The sequence below is a fragment of the Alloalcanivorax xenomutans genome, from assembly GCF_032810065.1.
GTDB classification, from domain to species: Bacteria; Pseudomonadota; Gammaproteobacteria; order Pseudomonadales; family Alcanivoracaceae; genus Alloalcanivorax; species Alloalcanivorax xenomutans.
In genome coordinates, this window is the sequence record NZ_CP136538.1 from 369005 (window position 1) to 394969 (window position 25965).

The following is a 25965-nucleotide window of genomic DNA, read 5'->3' on the forward strand; positions in this document are numbered from 1 at the left end:
AGACCCTCATGTTGAATACCATCGCCAAACCCTTCGTGCGTCTGGTGGAACGCTATCTGCCGGACCCTTATATATTTGTACTGATTCTGACGCTGGTGGCGTTTGCCGCCGCGATGCTGGTTGAAGGCAACTCCCCGCATGCCGTTATGGTGATGTGGGGAGACGGTTTCTGGGGCCTGCTGACGTTCTCCATGCAGATGTTGCTGGTGCTGGTCACCGGCTTCATGCTCGCCAGTACCCCTCTGGTAAAAGGCATTCTCAATCGATTGGCATCACTGGCCCGCACACCGGGGCAGGCTATCTTGTTGGTGACCTACGTGGCCTTGGCGGCCAGTTGGATCAACTGGGGCTTTGGCCTGGTGGTGGGTGGATTGTTCGCCAAGGCATTAGCCCGGCAGGTGCGGGTGCATTACCCGTTGTTGATTGCCGCCGCCTATTCCGGCTTTATCGTCTGGCATGGTGGGCTGGCGGGCTCCATTCCCCTGACCATCGCCACCGAAGGGCACTTCACCCAGGAGCAGATCGGTATCATCGGCACCGGGCAGACGATTTTCTCCTTCTTCAATCTGGCGATCGTGGTGATGTTGTTTATCGCCGTACCGCTGGTCAATCGATGGATGTTGCCGCCGGAGGAGGACAGCCATTACGTCGACGCTGAAACCCTGAAGGATGGTACCGAGGTGGACGTGGCGGTGACGCGGCCGGCCGAGCATCTGGAAAACAGCCGGATCCTGGCCTGGCTGATCGGCTTCAGCGGTATTGCCTATGCCATCAACTACTTCGCCGGTGGCGGTGGTCTCAACCTGAATATTGTCAACTTCATGTTCCTGTTCCTGGCTATCGTATTGCACCAGACACCGCGACGCCTGCTCAACAGCCTCCAGGAAGCGATCAAAGGCGGTGCCGGCATCGTCATTCAGTTCCCGTTTTACGCCGGCATCATGGCGGTCATGACGCAATCCGGGCTGGCCGCCACCATCTCCAACGGCTTCGTTTCCATCGCCAGCGCCGACTCCCTGCCGTTCTGGAGCTTTATCAGCGCCGGCGTGGTGAATATTTTCGTGCCTTCCGGCGGCGGGCAGTGGGCGGTACAGGCGCCGGTGATGATCCCCGCCGCCCAGGAACTGGGCGCCGATCTGCCCAGGGTGGCCATGGCGGTGGGCTGGGGGGATGCCTGGACCAATCTGCTGCAGCCGTTCTGGGCATTGCCGGTGCTGGCCATCGCCGGTCTCAAGGCGAAGGACATCATGGGCTTCTGTCTGGTGCAACTGATCATTACCGGGGCACTGATCAGTATTGGTCTGACCTGGTTCTAGATGTCGTGGTATGGCTGGCCGGTCTTCGGGCGGGCCAGCCATTGTTCAAGGGCCCGAAGCACGGCGTCCGGTGCTTCCTCCACGGAGAAATGGCCGACTCCGGGCAGGATCGTCAATTCGGCATTGGGAATTCGTGCCGCCAGATCCCGGGCAATGGTGGTATCGCAGAAGCGGTCTGCGTCCCCCCAGATCACTGCCGTGGGCAGACGCAGGTTCGCCAGTCCTTCCTCCAGTTCCCGGCGTGGCGCGACCTCATAGTGGCGGAAGAAGCTTGTCCACCAGCGCCGTCCTGAGCGATGCCGAAGCCAGCCGATGTAATCTTCCAGTTCCGCCTCATTGAAACAGCCAGGCACATAGTTCCGCAGTGTCCGGCGATGCAAGTGGTACAGCGGTCCATAGGTGAACAGGAGCGCGAGAAGGGCGCGGCGCGCGCAATAGCATTGAAAGGCGGTGAGCCGATAGAAGGCCGGTGTGAACGACCGGTGTGCCCGGGAATTGATGATCGCCAGTCGTTTCAGGTTTCGTGGATAGCGTTGAGCGAAGCCCAGGGCCAGGAAGCCGCCATAGTCGTGGCCGGCCAGATTAAAGTGATCGAACCCCAGCGTCTGCGTCAGCTGTTGGAGGCGCTCCACCTCGGCGTGGTAATCGGCTTGATGATTCGAAGAGCGTTCGGATTGCCCCCAACCAAACCAATCCGGCGCCACTACCCGGTAGTACCGCGCCAGTTCCGCAATCTGGTGTCGCCAGCAACGATGATTCTGCGGGTAGCCGTGCAAAAGCAGCAAAGGTTCACCCTGACCGCGCTCCAGATAGTGCAGCCGGAGACCGCCAACGGTAATGAAATGTTGCTGTACCGCCATCGCCTCACCATTTGTCAGTATGCGAAGCAAGGTTAAGCCGGTTCGAGGGATGGAGGCGATTACCTGGGAGGTAAAGAGCGGCGGTGACTTGCGGATCTTGGTGACTCTGGCGCTTGGTCTGTGAATCCGGGATGGTCCATTGCCGACTTGTGAATTCAGCGATGGCTACGAAGTCGCTGTAGATACCCTGTTCGATATCAAGCGTTTTGAAGCCCTTGAGGCTGAAATAAACGCGATGAATCGAATGGGGTATCGGTCTTCAAACAGGCCCACAGGCCGGTGAGGTATTTACGCATCACCGCTACCAGAGCCTGGATCTTCTTCTTGCCCCGCGCCACCAGAGCCTCATAGAACGCCTTGGCGTTGGGATCATAGCGCACCGCCGATAGCGCCGGCATATACAAGGCGGAGCGTAGGTAAACATTGCCCGCCTTACTGATGCGTCCAGGCCGGTTCACACTGGTTCCAGACTGGTGCTGACGCACATCCAACCCCGCATGCCGACTGACCTGACTGGACTTCAGATCCCGTGGCAGCACGCACAACTCCGCCAGGACCGACAAGGCTGTCGCCTCTCCAACACCCTTGGCCGCCAACAGATGCTCATACTGACGCTGCAGTACGGGAGCCTCGGCCATCAGCTCCAGGGCGGCCTGGCGAAGCCGCTCAATACGGCTCTCCAGAGTGGCGATGCCGTCCTGCTCATCCTCGATCAGCAGAGCCGGAGTGGAGCGGGTGGCCTTCAGAGCATGCAACCGGTTCTTAGCCTGAGCCCGGCTGCCCACCAGCCGGTTGATCTGTCGTCCCAAGCTTCTCAGCGCCTGGTGCTGCTGATCGGGCGGCGTCCACAGCGCCGGGGCCATACGCTGGCCGTATTCGGCCAACAGATCCGCATCGATGCCGTCGGATTTACTGGTCTGCAGCTTCAACTCAGCGAAATGGCGGAAACTCTTGGGGTTGATCACCGCGACCGGCAGGCCCGCGTCGGCCAGTGCCACCGCCAGATCGAAATAATAGATGCCCGTGGCTTCCATCACGATCAGGGCCGGCTTGGCCTTCTTCAGCTGTGAGATCAGAGCCGCGTGCCCCTCCACGGTCTGTTTGTACTGCTTGGGCTGAGAGGCCTTGTCGCCTTGCCGAATCACGGCATCCACGCTGTAAGCACTGATATCCAAGCCCACATTAACTGACACGTCACTTCACCCCAGGTCATTGATTAGAGACAATGGGCACCGGTTCCCCGACCTCGCACTGCTTGCCACTACCGACCTTGTGGATACGAAGTCCCTTGGTGGGCTTCGGGATACCCTTCGGAGTGAGCAATGAGGCGGGGAGCCGCTCTACAGACGAAGTCAGACCACGCTGCTTCCAGGAGCGAACGGCCTCCCCGGTAACCGTGTTAAACCCTATCAATATCTTCCGGGGCAACATACAAGGAGCTTGCCTGCAAGCGAATGTTTGGGGAACGCCCCCAACTTGCAGGAAAACTCCTACAGCAACATCGTAGCCCCTCCGTGGGAAGCTGTCTGGAAAGCCCCGGGTGCGCCGCGATACTACTCGTCCCAGAGATTCTCCAGGGTGTAGGGACTGCCCGGCTGTGCCCAATTGGCGCCGGATACGTAACGGCGGTGTTTATCCAGGGCGGCGATGCGATCCATATCACCGTCGTCGAGTTCCAGGTCGGCGGCGGCCAGGTTCTGGCGCAGGCGTTCGGGATTCACTGATTTGGGAATCACCGCGGTGCCCCGTTGCGTGGCCCAGCGAATCAACACCTGAGCGGGGCTGGCCTGATGCCGTTCGGCGATCTCCACAATCACCGGATCTTCCAGCAACACCGGTTCATCGGCGGCCTTGAAGGCCTCCGGCCGGTCAAAGGAGCCCAATGGCGAATAGGCGGTCAGATGAACACCGTTGGCGTGGCAAAACGCCAGCATGCTGTTCTGCTGCAGGTAGGGGTGCAGTTCAATCTGGTTCATGGCCGGTTTGATCCGCGCCGTTTCCAGCAGCGCTTGCAGCTTCCTTATGCTGAAATTGGACACGCCGATGTGACGGGTCAGGCCCTCATCGACCAGGGTCTCCAGGGCAGCCCAGGTGGCGGCTATCGGGCGCTCTTCCAGCGACAACAGATCTTCTCCGCTATTGGGGAAAACCACACCGGGTTTATGCGCTACCGGCCAGTGGATCAGATACAGGTCAAGATAATCCAACCCCAGGTCGGACAGTGTTTGCCGCAACGCCGGCGCCACTTCTTCCGGAGCATGGGCGCTGTTCCATAATTTCGAGGTGATCCATAATTCCTCGCGGCGCACTTCGCCGGCGCTCAGCGCCTCGTTCAGTGCCTGGCCCACTTCTTTTTCATTGCCGTAGATATGGGCACAATCGATATGGCGATAACCGGCACGGATGGCTTCGCGTACCGCTTGATGGACCTCTCCGGGCTGGGACTTCCAGGTGCCCAGACCGATAATCGGCAGGGTATCGCCGTTCTCAAAAGCAAGCGTTTGCATGGAGTGACTCCTTGGCCTGTGTGTCGTCGTCCCGTTGATTGGGAGCACGCCCGCCGCTGGCGGGCGGTGAAAGGTAAAAAAGGAAGGCTTTCCAGGTTAGACGAGAGACGTTGGTCTTTGAATGTGCCTTTATGGGGAATCGTTGCCTGATCCTGCTTGATGGCGTCCGGCCGATTGTGATGCGAGGAGAATGACCTTTGACCAGATTTACGGGGCCCGGAGTGATGGTGGGTCATCGGCTACGGGGCCTGATGCTGATCACTATGCTGTTGGCCCTGAGCGGGTGTGCCGGTTTGCCTTCCCTGGAAGGGCGCACCGCCACCGTGGCGCTGTCATCGGAATATGCGCGAACTTCCGCCATGGGGAAGGTTGTGACGCCGCTGGCGGATGCCCACCCTGGCAAGAGCGGTATCCATGCTCTGGTTGATGCGCGGGAGGCCTTTGCCGCCCGCATGCTGCTGGCGGACGCCGCCGAGCACACTCTGGATATCCAGTATTACATATGGCACGCCGACATCACCGGGACACTGCTGTTCGAGGCGCTGCACCGGGCCGCCGATCGTGGCGTGCGGGTCCGGTTACTGCTGGATGACAATAACACGGTCGGCCTGGATGAGATTTTGTCGGCTCTGGATGCCCATCCCAACATCGAGGTGCGGCTGTTCAACCCCTTTGTGTTGCGTTGGCCGCGGGCCTTCGGTTTTATTACGGACTTCTCCAGGGCCAACCGGCGCATGCATAACAAGTCCTTCACGGTGGACAATCAGGTGACGGTGGTGGGCGGGCGCAATGTGGGGGACGAGTACTTCGGTGCCACCGACGGTCCGCTGTTCGCGGATCTGGATGTGCTCGCCATCGGGCCGGTGGTAGACGATGTTTCCGTTGACTTTGATCGCTACTGGGCCAGCCGTTCCTCCTATCCCGCCGACCGTATTCTGCCGGATAAGTCGGCCCCCGACCTGCAGGCGTTGGCGGCGTCGGCATCGCGCATGGAACAAACCCGTAAGGCCGACGCCTACATGCGCGTCTTGAAGCAATCCGAGCTGGTTACTCAACTGCGTAATGGCAACCTGCCGTTCGAGTGGGCGGCAACCCGGATGGTCTCGGACGATCCCGCCAAGGGTCTGGGTGAGGCGGCGCCGGAAGGGCTGCTGATGGCGCAACTGTCGGAGATCATTGGCACACCCGCTGCCAGCCTGGAACTGGTTTCACCGTATTTCGTGCCGACCGCCGCCGGGGTAGAGGCGTTTACCGCTCTGGCCGAGAGTGGCGTTGATATCCGGGTGCTCACCAACTCTCTGGAAGCCACGGACGTATCGGCGGTGCACGCCGGGTACGCAAAGAGACGCAAGGATCTATTGTCCGCCGGTATCCAGTTGTATGAAATGCGGGCCACCGCGGACAGTGTGGAACGCAATAAAAGCGCGGGCCCGTTTGGCAGCTCCGGCTCCAGCCTGCATGCCAAGACCTTCGCCGTGGACCAGGAGCGGGTGTTCGTTGGCTCATTTAACTTCGATCCGCGCTCCGCCAATCTCAACACCGAGTTGGGATTTGTCATTGAAAGTCCGGTTCTGGCCAAAGCAGTGGCACACGCCTTTGCAACGCGGGTTCCGGAAGGCGCCTACCAGGTCAAACTGGACCAAAGCGGTGATCTGTACTGGGTGGAAAAATTAGCGGACGGTGAAAGGCTTTATCGCAAGGAGCCCGGGGCCGGGGCGATCAAACGCTGGGGAGTGTCGTTGCTGTCCTGGCTGCCGATCGAATGGCTACTATGACAACGGTAGTGCTGTTTGCCATAGGCCGCGGCAACACATACTTAAAGATAACATTCAAAAAAGGTTCATCGCGGAATGACGGGAATGAGAGTCTCCATCGGGGGCACGGGTCTGCACGGAGGCCTTCCGGGATCGCCGTGAATACATCCCTGTAGGCTCCCGGTTTGACGTCCCTGTCAAACAGGGTCCCGGAAGGCCTCCGTACAGACCCGCTTCGAGTGAACCGCAGCGTTCCGGGTTCCAACAACGACGAACCTTTCTGGAGAGGGGAGAGGATGCCCTCCATCCCGGTGTGGTGGTATGGTCGCGGTCGAAAGGACATCCTTTTCCTTTCCAGAAACGGCTGTAGGTCACCTCGAAGCGGAGCCGTGTTACGCCTTTGCGGGACCCTGCTTCACGGCGTTCCCGCAAAGGCGTAACACGGCTCTGCTGTCCCTGATGGAGGGTAAGGCCGTTTCCCGCTAAACCGCGATGAGCTTAAAAAAAGAGGGGCCATCGGGCCCCTCTTTGTTCTCCTCTTCCTGTTGCCAATCGTCGTAGTCCTCCAGGGCATCCCGCCAGTCCAGGCGCGGGCGCATCGTCTGCCGGCCGGGCTGGTGGGGACCGCCCTTGCGCATCAGCGGATTGCAGGCCGCCGGATTGCGCATCGGTTTACGCATCTTCTTCATATCGTTCTCCTGTCGCGGGTTTCAGCCTTTTACACACAGCACTTGTTTCAGCGTGTGCACGATGTCGACCAGGTCGGTTTGATCCGCCATGACCTGATCGATGTCCTTGTAGGCGCCGGGGATCTCATCCAGCACGCCTTTGTCCTTGCGGCATTCCACGCCCCGAGTCTGGGCTTCCAGGTCGGAGCGGTTGAATCGCCGCTTCGCCTCGCTCCGGCTCATGGTGCGACCGGCACCATGGGAGCAGGAGCAGAACGATTCGGCATTGCCCTTGCCACGAACAATATAGGAGCGGGTGCCCATGCTGCCCGGAATGATCCCGAGCTGATCCCGAGCGGCGGCAATGGCGCCTTTGCGGGTCAGGAACAGGTCCTGACCGAAATGCGTCTCCCGCGCCACATAATTATGGTGGCAATTAATCGCCTCCTTGCTGACCTGAAATGGCGGCAGCAAAGGGCGCAGCGCTTCCACCACCAGCCGCATCATCTCCCGGCGGTTGGCCAGCGCATAATCCTGTGCCCATTCCACTGCGTGCACGTAGTCATCGAAATGCTCCGCGCTCTCCTGAAAGTAGGCCAGGTCTCGATCCGGCAAATGCAGCTGGTGCCGTTGCGCGTCCTTGCGCGCCAGGCTGATGAAGTAGCGGCCGATTACATTGCCGATGCCCCGGCTGCCGGAGTGCAGCATCACCCACACCGCCTGATTTTCATCCAGGCAGAGTTCGATGAAGTGGTTGCCGCCGCCCAGGGTGCCCAATTGGCGTGCCCAGACATGAGGCTTCTGCATCTTGGCGATGCCCGGGTGCCGGCCGATGATTCGGTCCAGCCCCGCATCGAGTTGATTCACCGCCTTACGCTGCACGGTGGGCTTGTCGTGATGATTGAAGCCCACCGGCACCGCCTGCTCAACGGCGCTGCGCAGCCGGCGAAGGTCATCCGGCAGGTCGGCGGCTTTCAATGTCAGACGCACCGCGTTCATACCGCAGCCGATGTCCACGCCAACGGCCGCGGGAATGATGGCCCCGGCGGTGGGGATCACCGAACCCACGGTGGCGCCGATGCCGGCGTGCACGTCGGGCATGGCGGCCACGTGGTGGTGAATGATCGGCAGCTGCGCGATGTTGATTAATTGGTTCAAGGCTCCGTGTTCGATCTGATCGGTGTAGATCTTGATCGGCACCCGGCCTTTGTTGATCACTTGTTTGACTGGCATGGTGTCCTTCCGGTATTGCTTCGCGGTCCGTGTCCGCTTCCTTGTTGCGTCTTCCACCATGCCATAACGAAAAAACCCTGATGAACAGGGTCCACCAGGGTTTTCGGCAGGCCGCTGGAAGACGTTGTCGCGCCTTCCAGTGGTCTCAGGAAGGCGTTTTAGCGCTGTGAGCTCTTAAGCTGTGATTTCATGGGGCCTCCCTGTTAATGTCGGGTTGATAGCAATGAGGATGCGAATAATACGCCGCCTGGGCGGCGACGCAACCCCCCTTGTCCTTGATTCGTGAAGAGGCCCCAAAAGTGTATCAGCCCCGTGCCTTTCGACAGACAGACGCCACCGCCCTGGACGATCTTATCCGGGACTTTCCGTTCGCTACTCTGGTGATTGAACAAGAGGGGCTGGCCGCCAATCATCTGCCACTGCTGTTGCGGCGACGTGGTGACGGCCGGGCCACACTGGTGGGGCATCTGGCTCGAGCCAATCCTATGTGCGACGAAGGATTCGAACCAGTATCGGCTCTGGCTATCTTTCATGGCCCACAAGGCTATATCTCTCCCAATTGGTATCCCAGCAAGGCCCGGGATGGCCGGGCAGTGCCAACATGGAATTACGCGGTGGTGCATGTGCGCGGCACACTGACACTGGAGCACGATCCGCGCTGGCTGAGGGCCCTGTTGAATCAGCTGACCGATCATATGGAATCGGGATTCGACACCCCCTGGCGATTGCAGGATGCACCGGAGGATTATTTGGCGCGGATGATTGCGGCCACTGTCGGTGTGCGTCTGGAGGTACGGGAGATCGAGGGCAAATGGAAGCTCAGTCAGAACCAGCCGGAGGAGAACCAGAAAGGCGTGATCTCCGGGCTCGGGCGGGACCGCCAGCCGGAGCTGGCGGCCTGGGTGGAGAAGGTCACGGCTGGCGGCTGAGCCGCTTCTCTGGGCGGTCGATCAATGCACCAGCGACCGCCAGATCAATTGCAATCCCATTGTCAGCATCACCACCCAGGTGATGACGATGCCGCTCTGGCGGCCCAGGTTGACGGTGGAAGGGCGCGCCAGGCCCCAGGCGTGAAGCAGACGTCCGATGAATAGGCCGGATCCATAGAGGTGCAGGAGTGTGGCGCTGGTGCCCAGATTCTCCAGAACAGCCAGGCCAATCAGAACAATGGGAACATACTCAGTGGCATTGCCATGGGCGCGAACCGCCTTCTGGAGTGACGGGTTGCCGCCATCACCAAGTGAGACGTGGCCGCTTAGCCGGTTGCGAACCACGTTCGCGGCCAGGGCCAGTAGTAACAATATAAACAGCCCGGTGTAGAGAGCGGTGATGGTGAGACTCATGGATTCACTCCGATTGGGTTCCGTTGGCGGATGATAGAACGATGGTCATCGGAGCCGTCAGTTATTTCGGGCCTATCGTGCGCATATGAGCCGCCGGCGAGCCCGCTGCCGGGCAGCGAAATGGTTTGGGTCAACTGACCCGACATACCATGAGGTTTGTCCGCGATTGAATTTTGCCGAGCCCGGGTTCTCGGTATAAGCTGGACGGACAAAACTTGAATGCTATTTCGCTATGCGGAATGCATAAGCCGTTTTATTACAACAACAGCGAAACGGGAGAGCACACTGATGGGTGTTTTGAAGTCGACCTCCATTCTTTTTTCCGCCCTCATCACAGGTTCCTTGACGATATCCGGCAGTGCCCTGGCCGCCGAGGATGTCAACCTGCCCAAAACCATCGCCATGACCGCCTACGGTACCGGTTCCGCCGGCTACACCCAGATGGTGTCGATCGGCAATCTGTTGCAGAACGAGTACGGTGTGTCCGTTCGTATCCTGCCCGGTGAAAACGATGTCTCACGTATGACACCGTTGCGTACCGGACGGGTACCGATGTGTGCCTGTGGCATCGCCAGCTATTACGGCTCCGAAGGCGTGCTGATGTTCGCCGGCAAGGAGTGGGGGCCGCAGCCGATCCGGGTGATCGCCACGTCCACCGCCAGTTTCGGACTGGGGGTAGCGGTGGCCGGTGACCTGGATGTGAAAACACCGGCCGATCTGAAGGGAAAACGGGTTTCCTATGTGCGCGGTGATGATGCGCTCAATATCGGCACCGAGGCATTCCTGGCTTTTGGCGGCCTGACCTGGGATGACGTCGAGAAAGTGGAGTTTCCCGGTTATGGCCGTTCCTTCGATGGGGTCATTGCCGGGCAAAGCGATACCGGCTTCACCATGAGCGTCGCGCCACCGGCGCAGCAACTGGCGGCGAGCCCGCGTGGTATTACCTGGCCGACCCTGGACCCGAACAACAAGGAAGGCTGGAAGCGGCTGCAAGCGGTGGCGCCTTATTTCCAACCTCATAATGTGACCTCCGCCGCCGGGATCGAGAAGGGAAGCGCCTGGCAGGGCGCTACTTATCCCTATCCGATTCTGGTGATCAACGCTAACGAAAAGTCCGGTCTTGCCGATGGCCTGATCAAGGTTCTGATCGAGGATTACGACAAGTTCAAGGATGCGGCGCCGGGCAACGCCGGTTATGCCCTGGAACAGCAAAATACCCAGTGGGTGATTCCGTTCCACGATGAGGTGGTGGCCTACTATAAGAAAATTGGTCACTGGACCGATGAAATGCAAGCGCATCAGGATCAACTGGTGCAACGTCAGGATGTGCTGCAGAAAGCCTGGAAGGAATATAAAGGCGGCAACCCGCCGGAAGACGATGATGCGTTCCGCAAAGGATGGATGGAAGCCCGGGCCAAGGCATTGGAAGCGGCAGGCATGAACCCGGTATTCCGTTAACCGACGCATAGGTAGTAAACGGTGAAATTCGAAGCGGAAACCGAACCCTCCACGGGCCAGGTATCCGGTGTGCGGGACTTGCCAGGGCAGTGGCCCTGGCTACCGCGACTGGCGACACTGGTTCTGACTCTTCTGACCCTGGATTACGTCCTTAATCTCGGGTTTTTCAAACTGATCACCGCGGTGGAAAGCCAGTTCCTCTACACCGTGGTGGCGTTGATGTTACCTCTGGTCTTCATCCTCTGGCCGATCAAAGCCGATATCGCTTCCAAGCGTGTACCCTGGTATGACCTGCTGCTGTTTCTATTGGCGGCGGCGGTTTGCGGATATTTTGTCTATAACGCGGAGCGGATTCTCGATAACGGTTGGGAGTACGCCGCGCCGCAAACCGCCATGGTGATGAGCTTCTTGCTATGGGGGATCGTGGTGGAGGCGGTGCGGCGCGCCGGCGGCTGGCCTCTGGCTCTGATCTGCGGTCTCGCCAGTATCTACCCGATAGTGGCGGACAAGATGCCGGGCCCGATTCAGGGCTTTCCATCGTCACCGGATCAGACCGCGATTTATCACGCCATGAGCCGGGAAAGCATGTTGGGGATTCCCTTGCAGGCGTTCGCCAACCTGGTGATCGGCTTTTTGCTGTTCGGGGTGGCATTGCAGAAAACCGGTGGCGGCAAGTTCTTCATCAATCTGGCTTTTGCTCTGCTAGGTCATGTTCGTGGTGGTCCGGCCAAGGTGTCGATCTTTTCCAGCGGCCTGATGGGTTCCATGAGCGGCAGTGTCATCACCAACGTGCTCACCACCGGGGTTCTGACTATTCCGGCCATGCGCCGGGTCGGCATTGGCCGATCCTATGCGGCGGGTGTGGAGGCGTGCGCTTCCACCGGAGGGGTTTTGATGCCGCCGGTGATGGGGGCCACGGCGTTCGTGATGGCCAGCTTTCTGAATATTCCCTACGCTACCATCGCGTTGGCGGCGGTGGTGCCGTCGTTGCTGTTTTATCTGGGCCTGTTCGTGCAGATCGACGCCTACGCCGCCAAGTATCAGCTCAAGGGATTGCCCCAGGAAGAGTTGCCATCCCTGCGCCAGACCTTGAAGGAAGGCTGGTATTTCATCTTTGTTTTCGTGCTGCTGATCTGGATGCTGTTTTATCTGCGCCGTGAAGCCATCGCCCCGTTTTATGCCACCGCTCTGCTGCTGGTGATCAATCAGATCCTGCCGTATCAGCGCTGGGGCTGGGCCGAATGCAAGGACTTCTTTTCCAGCGCCGGTAAGTTGTTCGCCGAACTGATCACGATCCTGGCCGGGGTCGGGCTGTTGGTGGGCGCGTTGTCGGTAACCGGCCTGTCCGGCACCATCGCCAACGATCTGATCTACATCGCCGGCGGTAATCCGCTGGTATTGTTGATCATGGGGGCGGTAACCAGCTTTATTCTCGGTATCGGCATGACGGTGACCGCCGCTTATATCTTCCTGGCGGTGGCATTGGCCCCGGCTCTGGTGCAGGGCGGCGGTATGAATCCTCTGGCGGTGCACCTGTTCATTCTCTATTGGGGCATGCTCAGTTTCATCACGCCACCGGTGGCTTTGGGCGCTTTCGCCGCAGCCACCGTGGCCGGTGCGAGGCCGATGGAAACCGGCTTGAAGGCGATGCGGCTGGGTAGCGTGATTTACTTCATCCCGTTCCTGTTCGTGCTCAATCCGGCGCTGATTCTGCAGGGCCAGTGGCAGGATATCGTGATTGTGCTATGCCAGGCGTTGGTGGGTGTGGTGCTGATCGCCGGTGCCATGCAGGGCTATCTGATCGGCATTGGAGACCTGACCGTGCACCGGGCGTTGCAATGGCCGATCCGGGTGATGCTGGTCATCGGCGGTCTGGCCTTCGCTATCCCTGGCGGGGGCGCCATGCCGCTGGATCATGGTGAATTATTCATGCTCAGTCTCGCCCTCACTCTGCCGGCGCTGATTGTCGCCTGGCTTCTGGTCCGCAACGTACAGCGGGCGCGCCCTCACGGGGCTTAAGCGGTGCCCCTCACCGGGCCTCCCGGCCCGGTGATTCCTCCTCTGTTCTCACCCTGTCGTCGTCAGTGATCCGCTGAAAGCCGGCGTTTCGCCGATGTGCATTTTATTTCATTTCTCGTTTCGTGGTTTCGGACTAATGGGTCACGAAGCTTGACGCCGTGCCGTTGTTTTTCTTAAATAGAAAAGACTTTCGGAGAAAGAAAAATGGCGAACAGCTACCAACTACAAACACTGGCCCGGGCCCTGGATGTCCTGGAGCTGCTGGAGCGGACTTCCAAGCCGATGTCTCTGACGGAGATCGCCGAGGTCCTGGGGGAAGCGACCGCCATTGTTTATCGAATCCTGCACACCCTTGAAAACAGGGGCTATCTCTACCGCCGACCGGAGGATAAGCGATACAGCTACACCGGACGTTCCACCGGAGCAGGAGCGGTGTCCCGGGCGGTGGATTTGCTGCTGGCGGCGGCCGAAAACGTGCCCGGAGGGGCGCCGGCGGAGCAGCTGGCGCGGCGAGTGGGGCTGGATTCGAGAGTGACCGAAGAGATTTTGATTCCGCTGAGAGAAAAAGGTTGGGTTCAGCAGGAAGATGGCAGCGATCAATGGCACCTGTCCCATACGGTGATGGCATTGAGCCGGCCTTTTCTGAACCGCGACGATACGCTGTTACGTATCCGCCCTCTGATGGAGCGGCTCCATGCCGATACCAGGGAAACCGTGTCTCTGTTTCACCGGGCCGGTGACAGCCAGGTTGTCACCTCCGTGCTGCCCAGCCCTCACCCGGTCCGCTATGCGCTGGATATGGGTAGCACCCTTCCGCTTTATCTGGGTGCCGCGGGTAAGGCGATGATGGCTTTTCTGCCGGAGTCCGAGGCGGAAGCGTTGATCAGGAACCACCAGATCACCGCTCTGACCCGCTATGTCCCCAAAACCGGTGCCTTACGAAAGGAACTCAAAACCATTCGCCGTAGAGGTTATGCCATTTCCAATGGCGAAAGGGTGGAAGGCGCCAGCGCCGCGGCTGTGCCGGTACGGCGCGAGGACGGTTACCCGGTCGCGGTGCTGGGTCTGATGATGCCCAGCTTCCGCACTTCCGACGGCGAACTGCATGGTCTCGGTGAGCGGCTGGTGAAGGAACTCAATCTGTTGCGGATACCCCCGGTACAGCCGCAAAGCTCGTGCTCCAACGCTAACTAGATCAAAGATGAATGGCCGGGCAACCGGCATAAGGAGAACAAGATGATTCGTGACCCAGAGGGTTTTCAGGCGTTCCTGAATGAAACCCGACAGTGGGTGAAGGAAGTGGCGATCCCCGCCGAGGAGCGGGTGGAAGCCGCCGATGAGATTCCCGAGGAACTGGTGGAGGAAATGCGACGCCGTGGCTTTTTCGGCTGGAGCATTCCTGAGCAGTTCGGCGGCGCGGGCCTGACCACCGAGGAACTGGTGCTGGCGGCCATGGAGCTGTCGCAAAGCGCCACCGCCTTCCGCGCCCGGGTAGGCACCAACACCGGTATCGGCTCCGAAGCTTTGGTGGCCGATGGCACGGACGAGCAGAAAGCAAAATATCTTCCGGCTTTGGCCCGGGGGGAGGTGACCGGCTGCTTCGCACTGACCGAGCCGGATGCCGGCTCCGACGCCACCGCCTTACGTACCAGCGCGGTACGTGATGGTGACGACTACCTACTCAACGGCACCAAGTGCTTTATTACCAATGCCCCTATAGCCGGGCTGTTCACCGTCATGGCAAGAACCGACGCGGACGATCTCTCAGCCAAAGGAATCAGCGCCTTCGTGGTGGAAGGGGACACGCCGGGACTGTCGGTGGGCAAGGCCTATAAAAAAATGGGCCAGGCCGGATCGCCGGTGTCGGAGGTGTATTTCCAGGATTGCCGGGTGCCCGCGGCCAATCTGATCGGCGGGGTGGAAGGCAAGGGGTTCGTTACCGCCATGAAGGTGCTGAACAAGCAGCGTCTGCATCTGAGTGCCTTGTGTACCGGGCCGGCCATGCGTATGCGTGACGAGGCTCTGGCCCATGCACTGAAGCGTCGCCAATTCGGTCAGCCGATCGCGGATTTTCAACTGGTGCAGGCAATGATCGCCGACATCCAGACGGAGATCCACGCGGCCCGCGCACTCATTATGGAAACTGCTCGCAAGCGTGACCATGGAGAGGACATAAAGCTGGAGGCATCGATGTGTAAATACTTCGCGTCGGAGATGTGTGGTCGGGTGGCGGACAAGGCGGTACAGATTTTCGGCGGTGCCGGTTACGTGGCCGATTACAGTTGCATCGAGAGGCTCTATCGCGATGCCCGCCTGTTCCGCCTGTATGAAGGTACCAGCCAGATCCATCAGTTGAATATCGCCAAGCTGACTTTACGCGCGGCTTCTTGAAAACCTTTGACATTCATTGACCCGAAAGGAAAGACGACATGCTTACAACAACCACACGTCGAATCCTGAAACTGATCGCGCCCGCGCTGATGATGGCGGCGACATCGTTGTCTCAGGCGGCCGACTATCCCGAGCACCCACTCACCGCCATGGTGCCGTTTCCCGCTGGCGGCAGCACCGACCTGATGGCCCGCGCCATCGCCAGGGAACTGACCGATTCTCTCGGTACCAATGTGGTGGTGGACAATCGTGCCGGCGGGGCCGGCACGGTGGGAATGGCCGCTTTGGCCCGTGCTCGCAAGGACGGATATACCATCGGCGTGGTCCCGGCCGCTCCGCTGGTGAATCAGCCGCATATGCGGCGCACGCCTTATAACCTCGATTCTTTTGACTATATTTGCCAGTTCTTTCTGAGCCCGCAGGCGCTGGCGGTAAAGCCGCAATCGCCATTCTCCAGCCTTGATGAGATGGTGGCTTACGCCAAGGCGCATCCCGGAGAGCTTACCTATGGCAGCCCCGGTCCGGGTTCTCTGCCGAATCTGTCCATGGAACAATTCCTGGAAAAGGCCGGTGTAAAAGTCACTCATGTCCCGTTCGCCGGCGACGGCCCCGGTGTCACCGCTTTGATGGGCGGGCACGTGGACATGTACATGACCATGTCCAATGTGATCGCCGATCGGGAACTGAAGGCCATTGGCATTTTCAGTGAGGCGCCCTTGGACACTCTGCCCGGCGTGGAAACGGCGATAAGCCAGGGCTACGACTTGACCGCGTCCTGGTGGGGAGGGGTGATCGCACCCAAGGGCATCCCCGACGAGGCCCGGAATACGCTGGAAAAAGCCTGCCAAAAAGCCACGGAGTCCGAGCGCCTTGATCAGGTCCTGGGGCGACTGGGGACCCAGGCTGCCTATCTGGGCTCAGGTGACTTTCTCAAGCAAGTAAACCGCATCTCGGAAACCAACGGACGGTTGATCGATAAGGTGCTCAAGAAACAACAGTAATCCGATGGCTCCGGAAATCGGGGCCAAACCGCGCTTATCTGATATTCAGGAGAACAACATGAAGATAACAAAACTATTGTCTCTTGCTCTGACCGCCGCTCTGCCGTCTCTGCTGGTGTCCCCATTGGCGTTGGCGGAGGATTTTCCCACCAGACCAATAACGGAAATCGTGCCGTATCCCGCCGGTGGCAGTAGTGATTTGGCCGGTCGGGCTCTCGCCAATGCCCTTGCCGATCATCTTGGTGTCAACGTGGTTGTCGATAACCGTTCCGGTGGTGGTGGCAGCGTCGGCATCAGCGCTCTGGCCCGGGCCCGGACGGACGGCTACACCATCGGCGTGGCACCAATAGGCACCATCGCCAATCAGCCTCACATGCATCGCACTCCCTACAACACGGAATCGTTTGACTACTTGTGCCAGTTCTACTACGGCCCTGAAGTCCTGGTAGTGAAACCGGATTCGCCGTTCAACACTCTGAACGAGGTGATCGATTACGCCAAGGCCCATCCCGGCAAGTTGTCCTTTGGCAGCCCTGGGCCGGGCACTTTGCCGCACCTGGACATGCTCAGATTCCAGCAGGTGGCGGGTATCGAGCTGACCCACGTTCCCTTTGCCGGCGACGGCCCGGGTTTGACCGCGTTGATGGGTGGACATGTGGATCTGTATATGGCGATGCCGAACACGGTTACCGACCGCAATCTTGATGCGGTGGCGGTATTCAGTGATGAACCTATGGCCTCCCTGCCCGGTATCAAGACCGTGATGGAACAGGGCCACAACATGACCGCTTCCGTTTCCGGCGGCCTGGTCGCCCCCAAAGGGCTGCCGCAGGACATTAAACAGAAGTTGGTAAAGGGCTGTGAGCAGGCCACTGAATCCGAAGAGCTGAAAAAGGTACTGGCCCGTGTCGGCTTCGAGGCTCGCTATCAGGGCCCGGATGAGTTCCGTCAGTTGGTGGAGCATACGTCCGAGGTGAATGGCCGCTTGATCAATGATGTGATCAAAAAAGGCGGAGGCCGGTAATTATGAAAGCACGTGTCCTTGACGCTGGCTATGGCGTTGCCGTGCTGGTCGCGGCATTGGCGGTGTATTTCGCCGGCGGTGGCGACGACAGCGTGCAGCAGGTGGCCAATGATCCGTTCTGGTATCCGAAGGTGCTGCTGGTCTTGATCGGCGTGTGTTCGGTGTGGCTGCTGGTGAAGAGCGCGTTGGGGCGTTCCGGGACGCCGCCCTCGAGCATTCAGTGGCGGGCCTTGGCGGCAACGGCGATGATCAGCGGCGCTTACCTGCTGGCCTATGAGGCGCTGGGCTTCGTGCCCAGCACCCTGGCTCTGATGTTGGTGATGAGCGGGGTGCTGGGGTTCCGGCGCCCACTATGGCTGGTGGTTATCTCGGTATTGTTCACCGCGATGATCTGGTACGGCTTCGCCGATTTGTTGAATCGGACGCCCCCGGGGCCAGCGTTGCCTTCCTTGAGTTCACTGTTCCAATAATTTTTCCAAAAAAATACATACCGGATAACCGGAGGCTATCGAAATGGATGCCTTTTTAAGCGCCCTCAGTATGCTCACCTCGATGGATGCCCTGTTGGCCGTGGTGGCGGGTACGCTGGTGGGTATCATCATCGGCGCCTTGCCCGGCCTGGGATCGTTGCTGGCGATCACCATGGCCCTGCCATTGACCTTTGTCCTGGGGCAAGGCGCCAGTATCGCGTTACTGCTCGGCATTTACTGTGGATCGATCTACGGCGGCTCGCTATCCGCGATTCTCATCAATACACCCGGTACGCCGCAGTCCGCGGCGACGGTGCTGGATGGCTTTCCCATGGCGCGGCGTGGCGATGCCGGTTTGGCATTGGGCTGGTCGACCACGGCGTCCGCCTTTGGCGGTATCCTGGCCACGATCATTCTGGCGGTGGCCTCGCCGTTGCTGGCGAAGATCGGCATTCGCTTCGGGCCGGTGGAATATTTCGCGCTGGGCCTGTTCGCGTTGACCTGTATCGTGACGGTGTCACGGGACAACCTGGTGAAGGGGCTGCTCGCCGGTCTGCTGGGCTTGTTCGTGGCGGTGGTGGGGCAGGATCCCGTGACCGGCTATCTGCGTTATGACTTTGGTGTCTTCGACCTCTCCGCCGGTATCGGTCTGGTGCCGTTTCTGGTTGGCTTGTTCGCCTTGTCCGAGGTGTTCTGGCGCGCGGCGGAGAAAAAGGAGGAAATCGGACCGGTTATCCGCTCCGCCTTCCAACTGCCGACACTGCTGGATCTGCGCCAGCGTGCCTCGGTGCTGATCAAGTCATCACTGATCGGAACCTGGATTGGTACTTTGCCGGGTGTCGGGGCCGCCTCCGCTTCCATGGTCAGCTATGCGGAAGCCAAGCGAAGCTCACCGAACAAGGACAAATTTGGCACCGGTGAGCCAGATGGCCTGATTGCTTCCGAGGCGGCCAATAACGCGGTCAGCTCAGGTGCCATGGTGCCGACCTTGTCTCTCGGTGTGCCCGGTGATCCGATCACCGCGGTGATGCTCGGTGCCTTGGTGCTGCAAGGCGTCACACCGGGCCCTCGTTTGTTCCTCGAGAATCAGTCGCTGGTGCTGTTCATCTTCATGATGCTGTTCGTGGCGAATATCTGCATGTTTCTCGGCGGGATGCTGATGTCGCCATTGTTTTCGCGGATTCTGCGTCTCCCCGAGCCGCTACTGATGGCCTGCGTGGTGGTGCTGGTCGCCACCGGTACTTACAGCATCAATGCCAACCCTTTTGATTTGCTGGTGGTTCTGATTGCCGGCATCGCCGGTTTCCTGCTGCGCTACAACGGCTTCCCTCTGGCACCGATGGTGATCGGGTTCGTGCTGAGCCCGATGATTGAGCAAAGCCTGCGGCAGGGTCTGATTCTGAATCAGGGCAATTTCGTCGCTTTCGCCGCCAGCCCGATTGCCGCGGTGCTGTTTGCTTTGACCACGCTGTTTCTGTTGTGGCCTGCGATTCGGCTTATTCAGCGGCGTGTGCTGCAACGGCGGAAGGGGCAGCCGTCAACTAATTCGAATTAATCAGGAAGTACAGGGAGAATAATGGCTATGACGGAGAATAAAAAAGCGCTGGATGGTGTCCGGGTGGTGGAGTTCGGCCAGTTCATCGCGGGCCCCGGCGCCACCCAGATTCTGGCGGATCTGGGCGCCGACGTGATCAAGATTGAAAGCTTCAACGGCGATAACAGCCGGAAGTTCGGTGTCAGTGAGAAAAGCGGTTATCGCAGTGGCATGTTCATGGCCTATAACCGTGGCAAGAAATCCATAACCCTGGATCTGCGCAACCCCGAAGGCGTGGAAATCGCCCGCAAGCTGGCCCTGCGGGCCGATGTGGTGGTGCAAAACACTCGTGTGGGCGTGATGGAAAGTATCGGTCTGGACGCGGCCACGCTGCGCGCTGAAAAGCCGGGCCTGATCTACGCTTCCATTTCCGGATTCGGCACTGGCGGCCCTTCCCGGGAGCGCCCCGGGCTGGATATCGCCGCGCAAGCGGAAAGCGGCATGATGTCGCTGACCGGTGAGCCGGGAGGCACACCGCTGAAAACCGGGTTCGCCGTGGTCGACGCGGCCACCGCCACGGCCACCGCCAACGCCGTGCTCGCCGCCTTGTTCCGTTTTGCCCGGACCGGCGAAGGAGAAACCATCGAAGCCTCCCTGCTGGCCACGGCAATCGGATTGCAGTCACAGATCTGGGCGGAGTACGCCTGCTCCGGCAGTTTGCCGCAGAGGGCCGGCAATGCTCAGCCACTGGTGGCGCCAGCGGCGGATCTGATCGCCGTGCAGGACGGTTACATTGTCATCTCCGCCTATATGGAGGATCACTGGCAACGGCTGTGCCGTGCCGTGGAGCTGCCGGACCTGGCCCGGGACGAGCGTTTCGCCACCAGCAACGACCGTGTCAGAAACCGGCCGGCGATGATCGATATTCTGAGTACCGCTCTGGGTGACTACAAAGGTGAAGAGGCGCGTGCCCAACTGGAGAAGTTCGGTGTGGTCTGTGGGGTGGTGCGGGATTACCGTCAGGTCCGGGCCAGTGCCGATGTCCAGGCGACCGGTATCTTCAAGCGCGTGAACGACGGCCGGGGCCAGGAGGTGGAGATCCCCGGGCTGCCTTTCACTTTCGCCGACGCCGGTGAGATGGAGAAACCCTATACGTTGCCCGAACTGGGGGAACATACCCTGGAGGTTCTGGCGCAGATCGGTTTTACGCCGGAACAATGCCAGGCGCTTCTGGACAGGAACGTGATCGCGGCTGGCGGCTCGGCATGATATGGGCCGCATAATAAAAGCAACGTGCTGTCACGCGTCTGCTGTGGACAGCCTCCGGTGAATTGGGTATTGCTGAATCCATAACCGAGCCGGTTCCCCGTCAGCCAGGGGCCGGCGAATCCGAAGAATCACGACAAGAATAAGGATGCAGCAACTTGCCTAACCGGTCCGAGCCTCAGCCCCCGGTGGGGGCCCGCGTATTGGCGATACTGCGGCGCCTGCCGCCGGTACGCCGTGCCGAAGCCCGTTTTCAGCATGTGGAAGAAGAGGTGCTTCGTGGTCTCAGGGAGCGGATGGATGCCCTGGATCCCGGGGCCTCCCGTCATGCCGAATCGTTCCAGAACCGCCTGGCCGTCAGCCTGGAGCAGGATACCGGCACCCTTGAGCTGGAGATCGTCCAGGGCCTCGCCGGCCATCTGGTTTCCGATGAATGGCGTCTGCTGGCGGCGCTGTCCGACGGTTCCGGTTATCCAATGCTGACCCTGCGCCGCGCCCGCTGGCGTGACAGCGGGGAAGCGCTGCACCGCTATTCCAGTATCGGCCGCAGTGCCGGCGTGTACGCTCAGGAATACGTGCCGCTGTATCTGGCCCGTCTGATCAATAATGGTCTGGCGGCGGCGTTGCCGGAACGGGCGTCGCTGCGAATGGATTACGAGCTGTGCGAGGGCGATGCCACGTTCCGGGAAGCGCTGCGCCGCTGGGACGGGGAGCGGCCGCCGCTGAGGAGCTGTCGCGAGACTCTGGTGATCAGCCCCGCGGGCCAGCGCCTCTGGGATGCGGTGATGCAACTGGGTGAGGAGGAAAGGTGAGATGGATTGGTCCCTGATCCTTGCCGACGTACGCGCCAACTGGATTCTCTATCTCTCCATGCCGGTGGTGGCGGCCTTGATCGGCTATGTCACCAAGCTGGTGGCGATTCGTATGATGTTCCAGCCGCTGGAGTTCGTCGGTAAACCGCCGTTGCTGGGCTGGCAGGGGATCGTGCCGCGCCGGGCCGCCACCATGGCCAGCATCGCTTGTGATCTGATGATGGAACGGCTGTTGAAGCCGGAGGATGTGTTCGACCGTCTGGACCCGCAGCGGGTGGCGGCGGAAATCCGCGATCCGCTTATCGACGTGGTGGAAGACATTACCCGGGAGGTGGCTTCGGAATATCAGCCCGGCCTATGGGAAACCCTGCCTGAAGGGATCAAGCGGCGGGTGATCCAGCGCATTCAGAAAGAAGCGCCGCACATGGTCGAGCAGATCATGGAGGACATCAAATCCAACATCCATCGGGTGTTCGATCTCAAGCACATGGTGGTGAACGCGCTGGTGCGGGACAAGGAACTGCTCAACCGGGTGTTCCTGGAGGCCGGCCATGTGGAGTTCAAGTTCATTGCCCGCTCCGGTATTTATTTTGGCTTCGCCATCGGCTGTGTTCAGGCGGTGGTCTGGGCGCTGACCCACAACGTCTGGGTGATCCCCCTGTTCGGTCTGTTCACCGGCTGGTTCACCGATTGGCTGGCGCTGAAGATGATCTTCAACCCGAAGCAGCCAGTGCGCTACTTCGGTATTTTCGAATGGCAGGGGTTGTTTCTGCGCCGGCGCAAGCAGGTGGCGGCCCGTTATGGCGAACTGGTGGCCCAGGAAATCGTCACCCCGCAGGCGATCATCGAGGAAATCCTCAAGGGGCCGTTATCGGACCGTCTGTTCGCGCTGGTTCAGCGCCAAGTGCAACGCACCCTGGACGAACAGGCCGGGCTGGCCAAGCCCCTGGTGGTGTTCGCGGTGGGCACCAGCCGTTACCAGCAGATGAAAAAAACCGTGGCGGAAAAGGTCATGGCGGCGTTGCCGGAGGCGCTTGGTCATGTGGAGGCTTATGCGCAGGAAGCCATGGACCTGAAGAATCTGCTGGTCACCAAGATGCAGGAACTGACCGAAGAGGAATTCGAGGGTCTGTTGCGGCCGGCTTTCCAGCAGGACGAGTGGATTCTGATCGCGGTGGGCGCTCTGCTGGGCTTCCTGGTGGGGGAGGTCCAGGTCCATGTCATGCTGCATTTCGCGGTGATGCCTGTGGGGTAGCGGACCGTTAGCGCGCCACGGCCCGCCGGGACTCTAATCCACCGCATCCCGTAATGGTGCCAGTGCCTCGTCCACACAGTCTTGCCAGCTTTGCGCGTCCTCGAAACGGCGATAGCCGCCGCCAGCGCCGAAAGCGCTGGAGATCACCAGGTCCGGAGACAGAGTGCGCAGGAAAATCAAACTCTTGATCAAGGCTTCGTGGTCGCTCATTGAAGGCAGGAAACCGTTGCGGCCCTGGCCGCCTTCATCGAAGTACAGAGTGTCACCCGTGAAGAGATAGCGGTCGCCGGTGGGGGATTGCACCAGAAAACAGGTGCTGCCGGGGGTGTGCCCGGGGGTGGGCAGGATTTCGATGTCGCGCGGATGATGCTCCCGTTGCGCCAGTATCACATCCACCGGGCAGTATTTTTCAATGTCTTCCAGCTCGCTCCGATGCCCGCACAACTGACTGTTGAAACGGGTCCGGATCACCGCCAGGCTGGCGCCGACTTCGTCGCGGTGACTCAGATACTGGCGATGCACGCCGCCGTGATCGGCGAAAGCGGATAACTCATCATCATGACTGGTGTTGTAGAACAACACATTACCCGCCGGATGGGCGTAGAGGTAGGCGTGGGTCTGCAAGCCGGGAGCAGGGTATTCCGGCTCCGTCTCCCACAGGTCGTCGGCGATCTGTTTCATCTTGGCGCTCCAGGGTTGGCGTTGAGCCCATGCTAAGACCTCAACCACGGTGGAGGGCAACCCCCCGGCGCTGAAGATGTGACCTTGCTTGGGGTCAGCGGTATCCAGCTGTCCTTACCAGCTGCCGGTGTTCTCCATGGAGGCCCAGGGTTCCCGTGCCGGCAGAGCATCGCCTTTTTGCAGCAATTCCACCGAAATCAGGTCCGGTGAGCGGACGAACGCCATGTGGCCGTCCCGGGGCGGGCGGTTGATGGTGTAGCCCATGTCCTGGAGGTGTTGGCATAACGCATAAATGTCATCCACCCGGAAGGCCAGGTGGCCAAAGTTGCGCGCCGAGCCCATGTCCTCTTCCGGGTCCCAATTCCAGGTCAATTCGACTTCCGCTTCCGGGCTTTCCGGCGCGGCCAGGAACACCAGGGTGAAACGCCCGGCGGGCACTTCCTTGCGGCGGACTTCCTTCAGTCCCAGTCCCTCGCAATAGAAACGCAGGGAGGCATCCAGGTCAGTGACGCGGACCATGGTGTGCAGGTATTTCATTGGCTGGTCTCCGTGAATCAGGACACTTTTGCAGGCAGGGCGCCCATTTTGTCACGGCGGCCCCGCGGGCTCCAGGGAAGAGGTCGGGATGCGCCATCGCTTGACCCGGCGGCATGGAGGGGGTTCGATTATGAAAATGAAACCAGATTCCATAACAAATGATAGGGAGAAGCTGTGATGGCGTTGCATCGTCTGAGCACCACCGAACTGGCCCGGCGTATCCGTGAGGGCGAACTGACTTCCAGTGAGGCGCTGGAATACTTCATAGCCCGTGTGGAGAAGCTGGATCCGCCGCTTAACGCGGTGGTGGTGCGGCGCTTCGACGAGGCGCGGCAGCGGGCACGGGAGGCGGATGAGGCGCTGGCCCGGGGCGAACACTGGGGTCCGTTGCACGGGGTGCCAATGACGGTGAAGGAAACCTTCGAAGTGGCCGGCTGGCCCACCACCGCCGGGGTGACGGATCTGGCCGGACATGTTCCACGGCAGGACGCCGATGCCATTGAGCGGTTGCGCGCCGCCGGCGCGGTACTGTTCGGCAAGACCAACATACCGGCCTACGCCGGCGATCTGCAGAGCTTCAACGAGATCTATGGCACCACCAACAATCCGTGGAACCCGGAATTGACTCCGGGCGGCTCCTCTGGCGGTGCCGCCGCCGCGCTGGCCGCCGGCATGACGCCGCTGGAACTGGGCAGTGATATCGGCGGCTCCATTCGTACCCCGGCGGCGTTCTGCGGTGTGGCGGGTCTGAAGCCGAGCTGGCGGCTGATTCCCACCCGTGGTCATATCCCCGGACCACCAGGCGCCCTGTCCACCCGGGACATCTCCGTGGCCGGCCCGATGTCACGGCACGTGGAGGACTTGGAACTGGCCATGGAAATTCTGGCGGGTCCGGATCAGGACGAAGGTACCGGCTGGCGCTTGCAACTGCCGGAACCGCGCCACCAGCAGCTCGAGTCGTTCCGGGTGGCGGCCTGGCTGGATGACCCCCGTTGCCCGGTGGACCGGCGTATCGTCGAGGCCCTGGAGCAATTGACCGGACAATTGGGCCAATGGGGCGTGGCGGTGGACCATGAGGCGCGGCCCGAGGGGATCGGTCTGTCCGAGGCATACGATGTTTACTATCAGTTGCTTGCCGGCACCATGGGGGTGGGGTTGCCGCCGTCGCTGTACCAGCAGATGGAAGAAGGGGCCGCCGAGGCCGCTCCGGATGATCAGGGTTACCGGGCCCGCTTCGCTCGTGGCACCACTCAGAGCCATGCGGACTGGCTGCGCGCCAATGAGCGGAGGACGGTGATGCGGCGTCAATGGCGTCAGTTCTTCCAGGACCACGACGTGTTGCTGTGTCCGGTGGTACAGACGTTGCCGTTCAGCCACCGGCAGACGCCGGGCCCGGATCAGCGTACGCTGACGGTGAACGGAGTGGACCAGCCTTATATGGACATCCTGGTCTGGGTGGGGTTGGCCGGGGCGGTCTATTTGCCGGCGGCGACGCTGCCCATCGGCGTTTCCGCGGAGGGATTGCCGCTGGCCGTGCAGATCATCGGCCCCTACCTGGAGGATCGTACCGTGCTGCGTTTCGCCCGGTTGCTGCAGGAACGGCTGGAAGCCTTGCCAGAACCGCCTTTGGGCGGCTAAACCGGCCTGGTTCCATTAAAAATGACCCAGTAGTCGTGGAAACGAAATAAGACAAAAGTGGGTATGGCGATGAGGGATCCTGTGTTAAATTTGCGCGGAATCTCATTATTTTGATCACCTATTTCGCTATGCGAAATAGGTGTCGCTTTGACCCAAACCGGTGGCGCTCACCACCCGAGAAGAAAAAGCAGGAGAACT

At 60.3% G+C, this 25965-nt stretch carries 23 protein-coding genes; 15 read left to right on the forward strand and 8 right to left on the reverse strand.

Going from position 1 to position 25965, the window contains the following annotated elements; translation table 11 throughout:
• The first annotated feature begins 8 nt into the window (after positions 1–8).
• Positions 9–1316, forward strand: coding sequence for a short-chain fatty acid transporter (locus RYH70_RS01865; RefSeq protein WP_022996951.1), 1308 nt, complete (start codon positions 9–11; stop codon positions 1314–1316).
• On the opposite strand, the gene RYH70_RS01870 is transcribed toward RYH70_RS01865, so the two are convergent.
• The 3 genes from RYH70_RS01870 to RYH70_RS01880 form a co-directional block, all read right to left on the reverse strand.
• Positions 1313–2176: an alpha/beta fold hydrolase gene (locus tag RYH70_RS01870; RefSeq protein WP_284455161.1), complete on the reverse strand. Its 864-nt coding sequence runs from the start codon at positions 2174–2176 to the stop codon at positions 1313–1315. The genes RYH70_RS01865 and RYH70_RS01870 overlap by 4 nt on opposite strands.
• Positions 2177–2373: 197 nt before the next feature.
• Entirely contained in the window at positions 2374–3369 is a 996-nt protein-coding gene (locus tag RYH70_RS01875; protein ID WP_080530207.1) for an IS110 family RNA-guided transposase, read from the reverse strand.
• A gap of 360 nt (positions 3370–3729) precedes the next feature.
• Positions 3730–4683 (reverse strand): aldo/keto reductase, encoded by a 954-nt coding sequence (locus tag RYH70_RS01880; RefSeq protein ID WP_022996948.1) that lies wholly within the window; start codon positions 4681–4683, stop codon positions 3730–3732.
• A 197-nt stretch (positions 4684–4880) separates the two neighbouring features.
• Here RYH70_RS01880 and RYH70_RS01885 point away from each other — a divergent pair, with 197 nt between their 5' ends.
• The gene (locus RYH70_RS01885) at positions 4881–6458 is read left to right on the forward strand and encodes a phospholipase D family protein (protein ID WP_317009711.1); all 1578 of its coding nucleotides are present in this window, start codon (positions 4881–4883) and stop codon (positions 6456–6458) included.
• 461 nt (positions 6459–6919) lie between these two features.
• Here RYH70_RS01885 and RYH70_RS01890 read toward each other — a convergent pair whose 3' ends face one another.
• Together RYH70_RS01890 and RYH70_RS01895 are read right to left on the reverse strand one after the other, a co-directional pair.
• Complete coding sequence (locus tag RYH70_RS01890; protein WP_063142148.1) at positions 6920–7126, reverse strand: hypothetical protein; 207 nt, start codon at positions 7124–7126, stop codon at positions 6920–6922.
• 21 nt (positions 7127–7147) lie between these two features.
• Positions 7148–8338, reverse strand: a complete 1191-nt coding sequence (locus RYH70_RS01895) for an RtcB family protein (protein ID WP_317009712.1) — start codon at positions 8336–8338, stop codon at positions 7148–7150.
• A gap of 299 nt (positions 8339–8637) precedes the next feature.
• On the opposite strand from RYH70_RS01895, the gene RYH70_RS01900 reads away from it, so the two are divergent.
• Complete coding sequence (locus tag RYH70_RS01900; protein ID WP_080530287.1) at positions 8638–9267, forward strand: FMN-binding negative transcriptional regulator; 630 nt, start codon at positions 8638–8640, stop codon at positions 9265–9267.
• A 21-nt stretch (positions 9268–9288) separates the two neighbouring features.
• Here RYH70_RS01900 and RYH70_RS01905 read toward each other — a convergent pair whose 3' ends face one another.
• Positions 9289–9681 (reverse strand): MAPEG family protein, encoded by a 393-nt coding sequence (locus RYH70_RS01905; protein WP_080530288.1) that lies wholly within the window; start codon positions 9679–9681, stop codon positions 9289–9291.
• 288 nt (positions 9682–9969) lie between these two features.
• On the opposite strand from RYH70_RS01905, the gene RYH70_RS01910 reads away from it, so the two are divergent.
• The 11 genes from RYH70_RS01910 to RYH70_RS01960 all read left to right on the forward strand — a co-directional run bounded on the left by RYH70_RS01910 (position 9970) and on the right by RYH70_RS01960 (position 22911).
• The gene (locus RYH70_RS01910; RefSeq protein ID WP_022996943.1) at positions 9970–11139 is read left to right on the forward strand and encodes a TAXI family TRAP transporter solute-binding subunit; all 1170 of its coding nucleotides are present in this window, start codon (positions 9970–9972) and stop codon (positions 11137–11139) included.
• A 21-nt stretch (positions 11140–11160) separates the two neighbouring features.
• Positions 11161–13158 (forward strand): TRAP transporter permease, encoded by a 1998-nt coding sequence (locus RYH70_RS01915; RefSeq protein ID WP_233925766.1) that lies wholly within the window; start codon positions 11161–11163, stop codon positions 13156–13158.
• A gap of 204 nt (positions 13159–13362) precedes the next feature.
• Entirely contained in the window at positions 13363–14352 is a 990-nt protein-coding gene (locus RYH70_RS01920; RefSeq protein ID WP_233925765.1) for an IclR family transcriptional regulator domain-containing protein, read from the forward strand.
• A 42-nt stretch (positions 14353–14394) separates the two neighbouring features.
• Complete coding sequence (locus tag RYH70_RS01925; RefSeq protein ID WP_233925764.1) at positions 14395–15549, forward strand: acyl-CoA dehydrogenase family protein; 1155 nt, start codon at positions 14395–14397, stop codon at positions 15547–15549.
• A 38-nt stretch (positions 15550–15587) separates the two neighbouring features.
• Positions 15588–16550 carry a Bug family tripartite tricarboxylate transporter substrate binding protein gene (locus tag RYH70_RS01930; RefSeq protein WP_317009713.1) on the forward strand — a complete coding sequence of 321 codons (963 nt, stop codon included), beginning with the start codon at positions 15588–15590 and terminating at the stop codon, positions 16548–16550.
• Positions 16551–16608: 58 nt separating this feature from the next.
• Positions 16609–17574 carry a tripartite tricarboxylate transporter substrate binding protein gene (locus tag RYH70_RS01935; protein WP_233917801.1) on the forward strand — a complete coding sequence of 322 codons (966 nt, stop codon included), beginning with the start codon at positions 16609–16611 and terminating at the stop codon, positions 17572–17574.
• 2 nt (positions 17575–17576) lie between these two features.
• Positions 17577–18044, forward strand: a complete 468-nt coding sequence (locus tag RYH70_RS01940; RefSeq protein ID WP_063142164.1) for a tripartite tricarboxylate transporter TctB family protein — start codon at positions 17577–17579, stop codon at positions 18042–18044.
• Positions 18045–18087: 43 nt separating this feature from the next.
• Positions 18088–19599 carry a tripartite tricarboxylate transporter permease gene (locus tag RYH70_RS01945; protein WP_317009714.1) on the forward strand — a complete coding sequence of 504 codons (1512 nt, stop codon included), beginning with the start codon at positions 18088–18090 and terminating at the stop codon, positions 19597–19599.
• A 27-nt stretch (positions 19600–19626) separates the two neighbouring features.
• A complete protein-coding gene (locus RYH70_RS01950) occupies positions 19627–20847 on the forward strand; it encodes a CaiB/BaiF CoA transferase family protein (RefSeq protein ID WP_035450508.1) in 1221 nt (406 codons plus the stop codon).
• Between the two features lie 155 nt (positions 20848–21002).
• The gene (locus tag RYH70_RS01955; RefSeq protein WP_022996934.1) at positions 21003–21656 is read left to right on the forward strand and encodes an Abi-alpha family protein; all 654 of its coding nucleotides are present in this window, start codon (positions 21003–21005) and stop codon (positions 21654–21656) included.
• Between the two features lies 1 nt (position 21657).
• A complete protein-coding gene (locus RYH70_RS01960; RefSeq protein WP_317009715.1) occupies positions 21658–22911 on the forward strand; it encodes a DUF445 domain-containing protein in 1254 nt (417 codons plus the stop codon).
• A gap of 33 nt (positions 22912–22944) precedes the next feature.
• Here RYH70_RS01960 and RYH70_RS01965 read toward each other — a convergent pair whose 3' ends face one another.
• Together RYH70_RS01965 and RYH70_RS01970 are read right to left on the reverse strand one after the other, a co-directional pair.
• Positions 22945–23592, reverse strand: coding sequence for an MBL fold metallo-hydrolase (locus RYH70_RS01965; protein WP_063142169.1), 648 nt, complete (start codon positions 23590–23592; stop codon positions 22945–22947).
• 114 nt (positions 23593–23706) lie between these two features.
• Complete coding sequence (locus RYH70_RS01970; protein WP_022996931.1) at positions 23707–24129, reverse strand: VOC family protein; 423 nt, start codon at positions 24127–24129, stop codon at positions 23707–23709.
• 177 nt (positions 24130–24306) lie between these two features.
• Here RYH70_RS01970 and RYH70_RS01975 point away from each other — a divergent pair, with 177 nt between their 5' ends.
• On the forward strand, positions 24307–25767 hold the full coding sequence (locus RYH70_RS01975; protein ID WP_022996930.1) for an amidase: 1461 nt from the start codon (positions 24307–24309) through the stop codon (positions 25765–25767).
• Positions 25768–25965: the final 198 nt, after the last annotated feature.

What these genes read in the sequence shown, in the direction of transcription:
- RYH70_RS01865 (WP_022996951.1), top strand. Translation starts at nt 9, where the DNA reads ATGTTGAATACCATCGCCAAACCCTTCGTGCGTCTGGTGGAACGCTAT.
- RYH70_RS01870 (WP_284455161.1), bottom strand. Translation starts at nt 2,176, where the DNA reads ATGGCGGTACAGCAACATTTCATTACCGTTGGCGGTCTCCGGCTGCAC.
- RYH70_RS01880 (WP_022996948.1), bottom strand. Translation starts at nt 4,683, where the DNA reads ATGCAAACGCTTGCTTTTGAGAACGGCGATACCCTGCCGATTATCGGT.
- RYH70_RS01890 (WP_063142148.1), bottom strand. Translation starts at nt 7,126, where the DNA reads ATGAAGAAGATGCGTAAACCGATGCGCAATCCGGCGGCCTGCAATCCG.
- RYH70_RS01895 (WP_317009712.1), bottom strand. Translation starts at nt 8,338, where the DNA reads ATGCCAGTCAAACAAGTGATCAACAAAGGCCGGGTGCCGATCAAGATC.
- RYH70_RS01905 (WP_080530288.1), bottom strand. Translation starts at nt 9,681, where the DNA reads ATGAGTCTCACCATCACCGCTCTCTACACCGGGCTGTTTATATTGTTA.
- RYH70_RS01910 (WP_022996943.1), top strand. Translation starts at nt 9,970, where the DNA reads ATGGGTGTTTTGAAGTCGACCTCCATTCTTTTTTCCGCCCTCATCACA.
- RYH70_RS01920 (WP_233925765.1), top strand. Translation starts at nt 13,363, where the DNA reads ATGGCGAACAGCTACCAACTACAAACACTGGCCCGGGCCCTGGATGTC.
- RYH70_RS01925 (WP_233925764.1), top strand. Translation starts at nt 14,395, where the DNA reads ATGATTCGTGACCCAGAGGGTTTTCAGGCGTTCCTGAATGAAACCCGA.
- RYH70_RS01930 (WP_317009713.1), top strand. Translation starts at nt 15,588, where the DNA reads ATGCTTACAACAACCACACGTCGAATCCTGAAACTGATCGCGCCCGCG.
- RYH70_RS01935 (WP_233917801.1), top strand. Translation starts at nt 16,609, where the DNA reads ATGAAGATAACAAAACTATTGTCTCTTGCTCTGACCGCCGCTCTGCCG.
- RYH70_RS01940 (WP_063142164.1), top strand. Translation starts at nt 17,577, where the DNA reads ATGAAAGCACGTGTCCTTGACGCTGGCTATGGCGTTGCCGTGCTGGTC.
- RYH70_RS01945 (WP_317009714.1), top strand. Translation starts at nt 18,088, where the DNA reads ATGGATGCCTTTTTAAGCGCCCTCAGTATGCTCACCTCGATGGATGCC.
- RYH70_RS01950 (WP_035450508.1), top strand. Translation starts at nt 19,627, where the DNA reads ATGACGGAGAATAAAAAAGCGCTGGATGGTGTCCGGGTGGTGGAGTTC.
- RYH70_RS01960 (WP_317009715.1), top strand. Translation starts at nt 21,658, where the DNA reads ATGGATTGGTCCCTGATCCTTGCCGACGTACGCGCCAACTGGATTCTC.
- RYH70_RS01965 (WP_063142169.1), bottom strand. Translation starts at nt 23,592, where the DNA reads ATGAAACAGATCGCCGACGACCTGTGGGAGACGGAGCCGGAATACCCT.
- RYH70_RS01970 (WP_022996931.1), bottom strand. Translation starts at nt 24,129, where the DNA reads ATGAAATACCTGCACACCATGGTCCGCGTCACTGACCTGGATGCCTCC.
- RYH70_RS01975 (WP_022996930.1), top strand. Translation starts at nt 24,307, where the DNA reads ATGGCGTTGCATCGTCTGAGCACCACCGAACTGGCCCGGCGTATCCGT.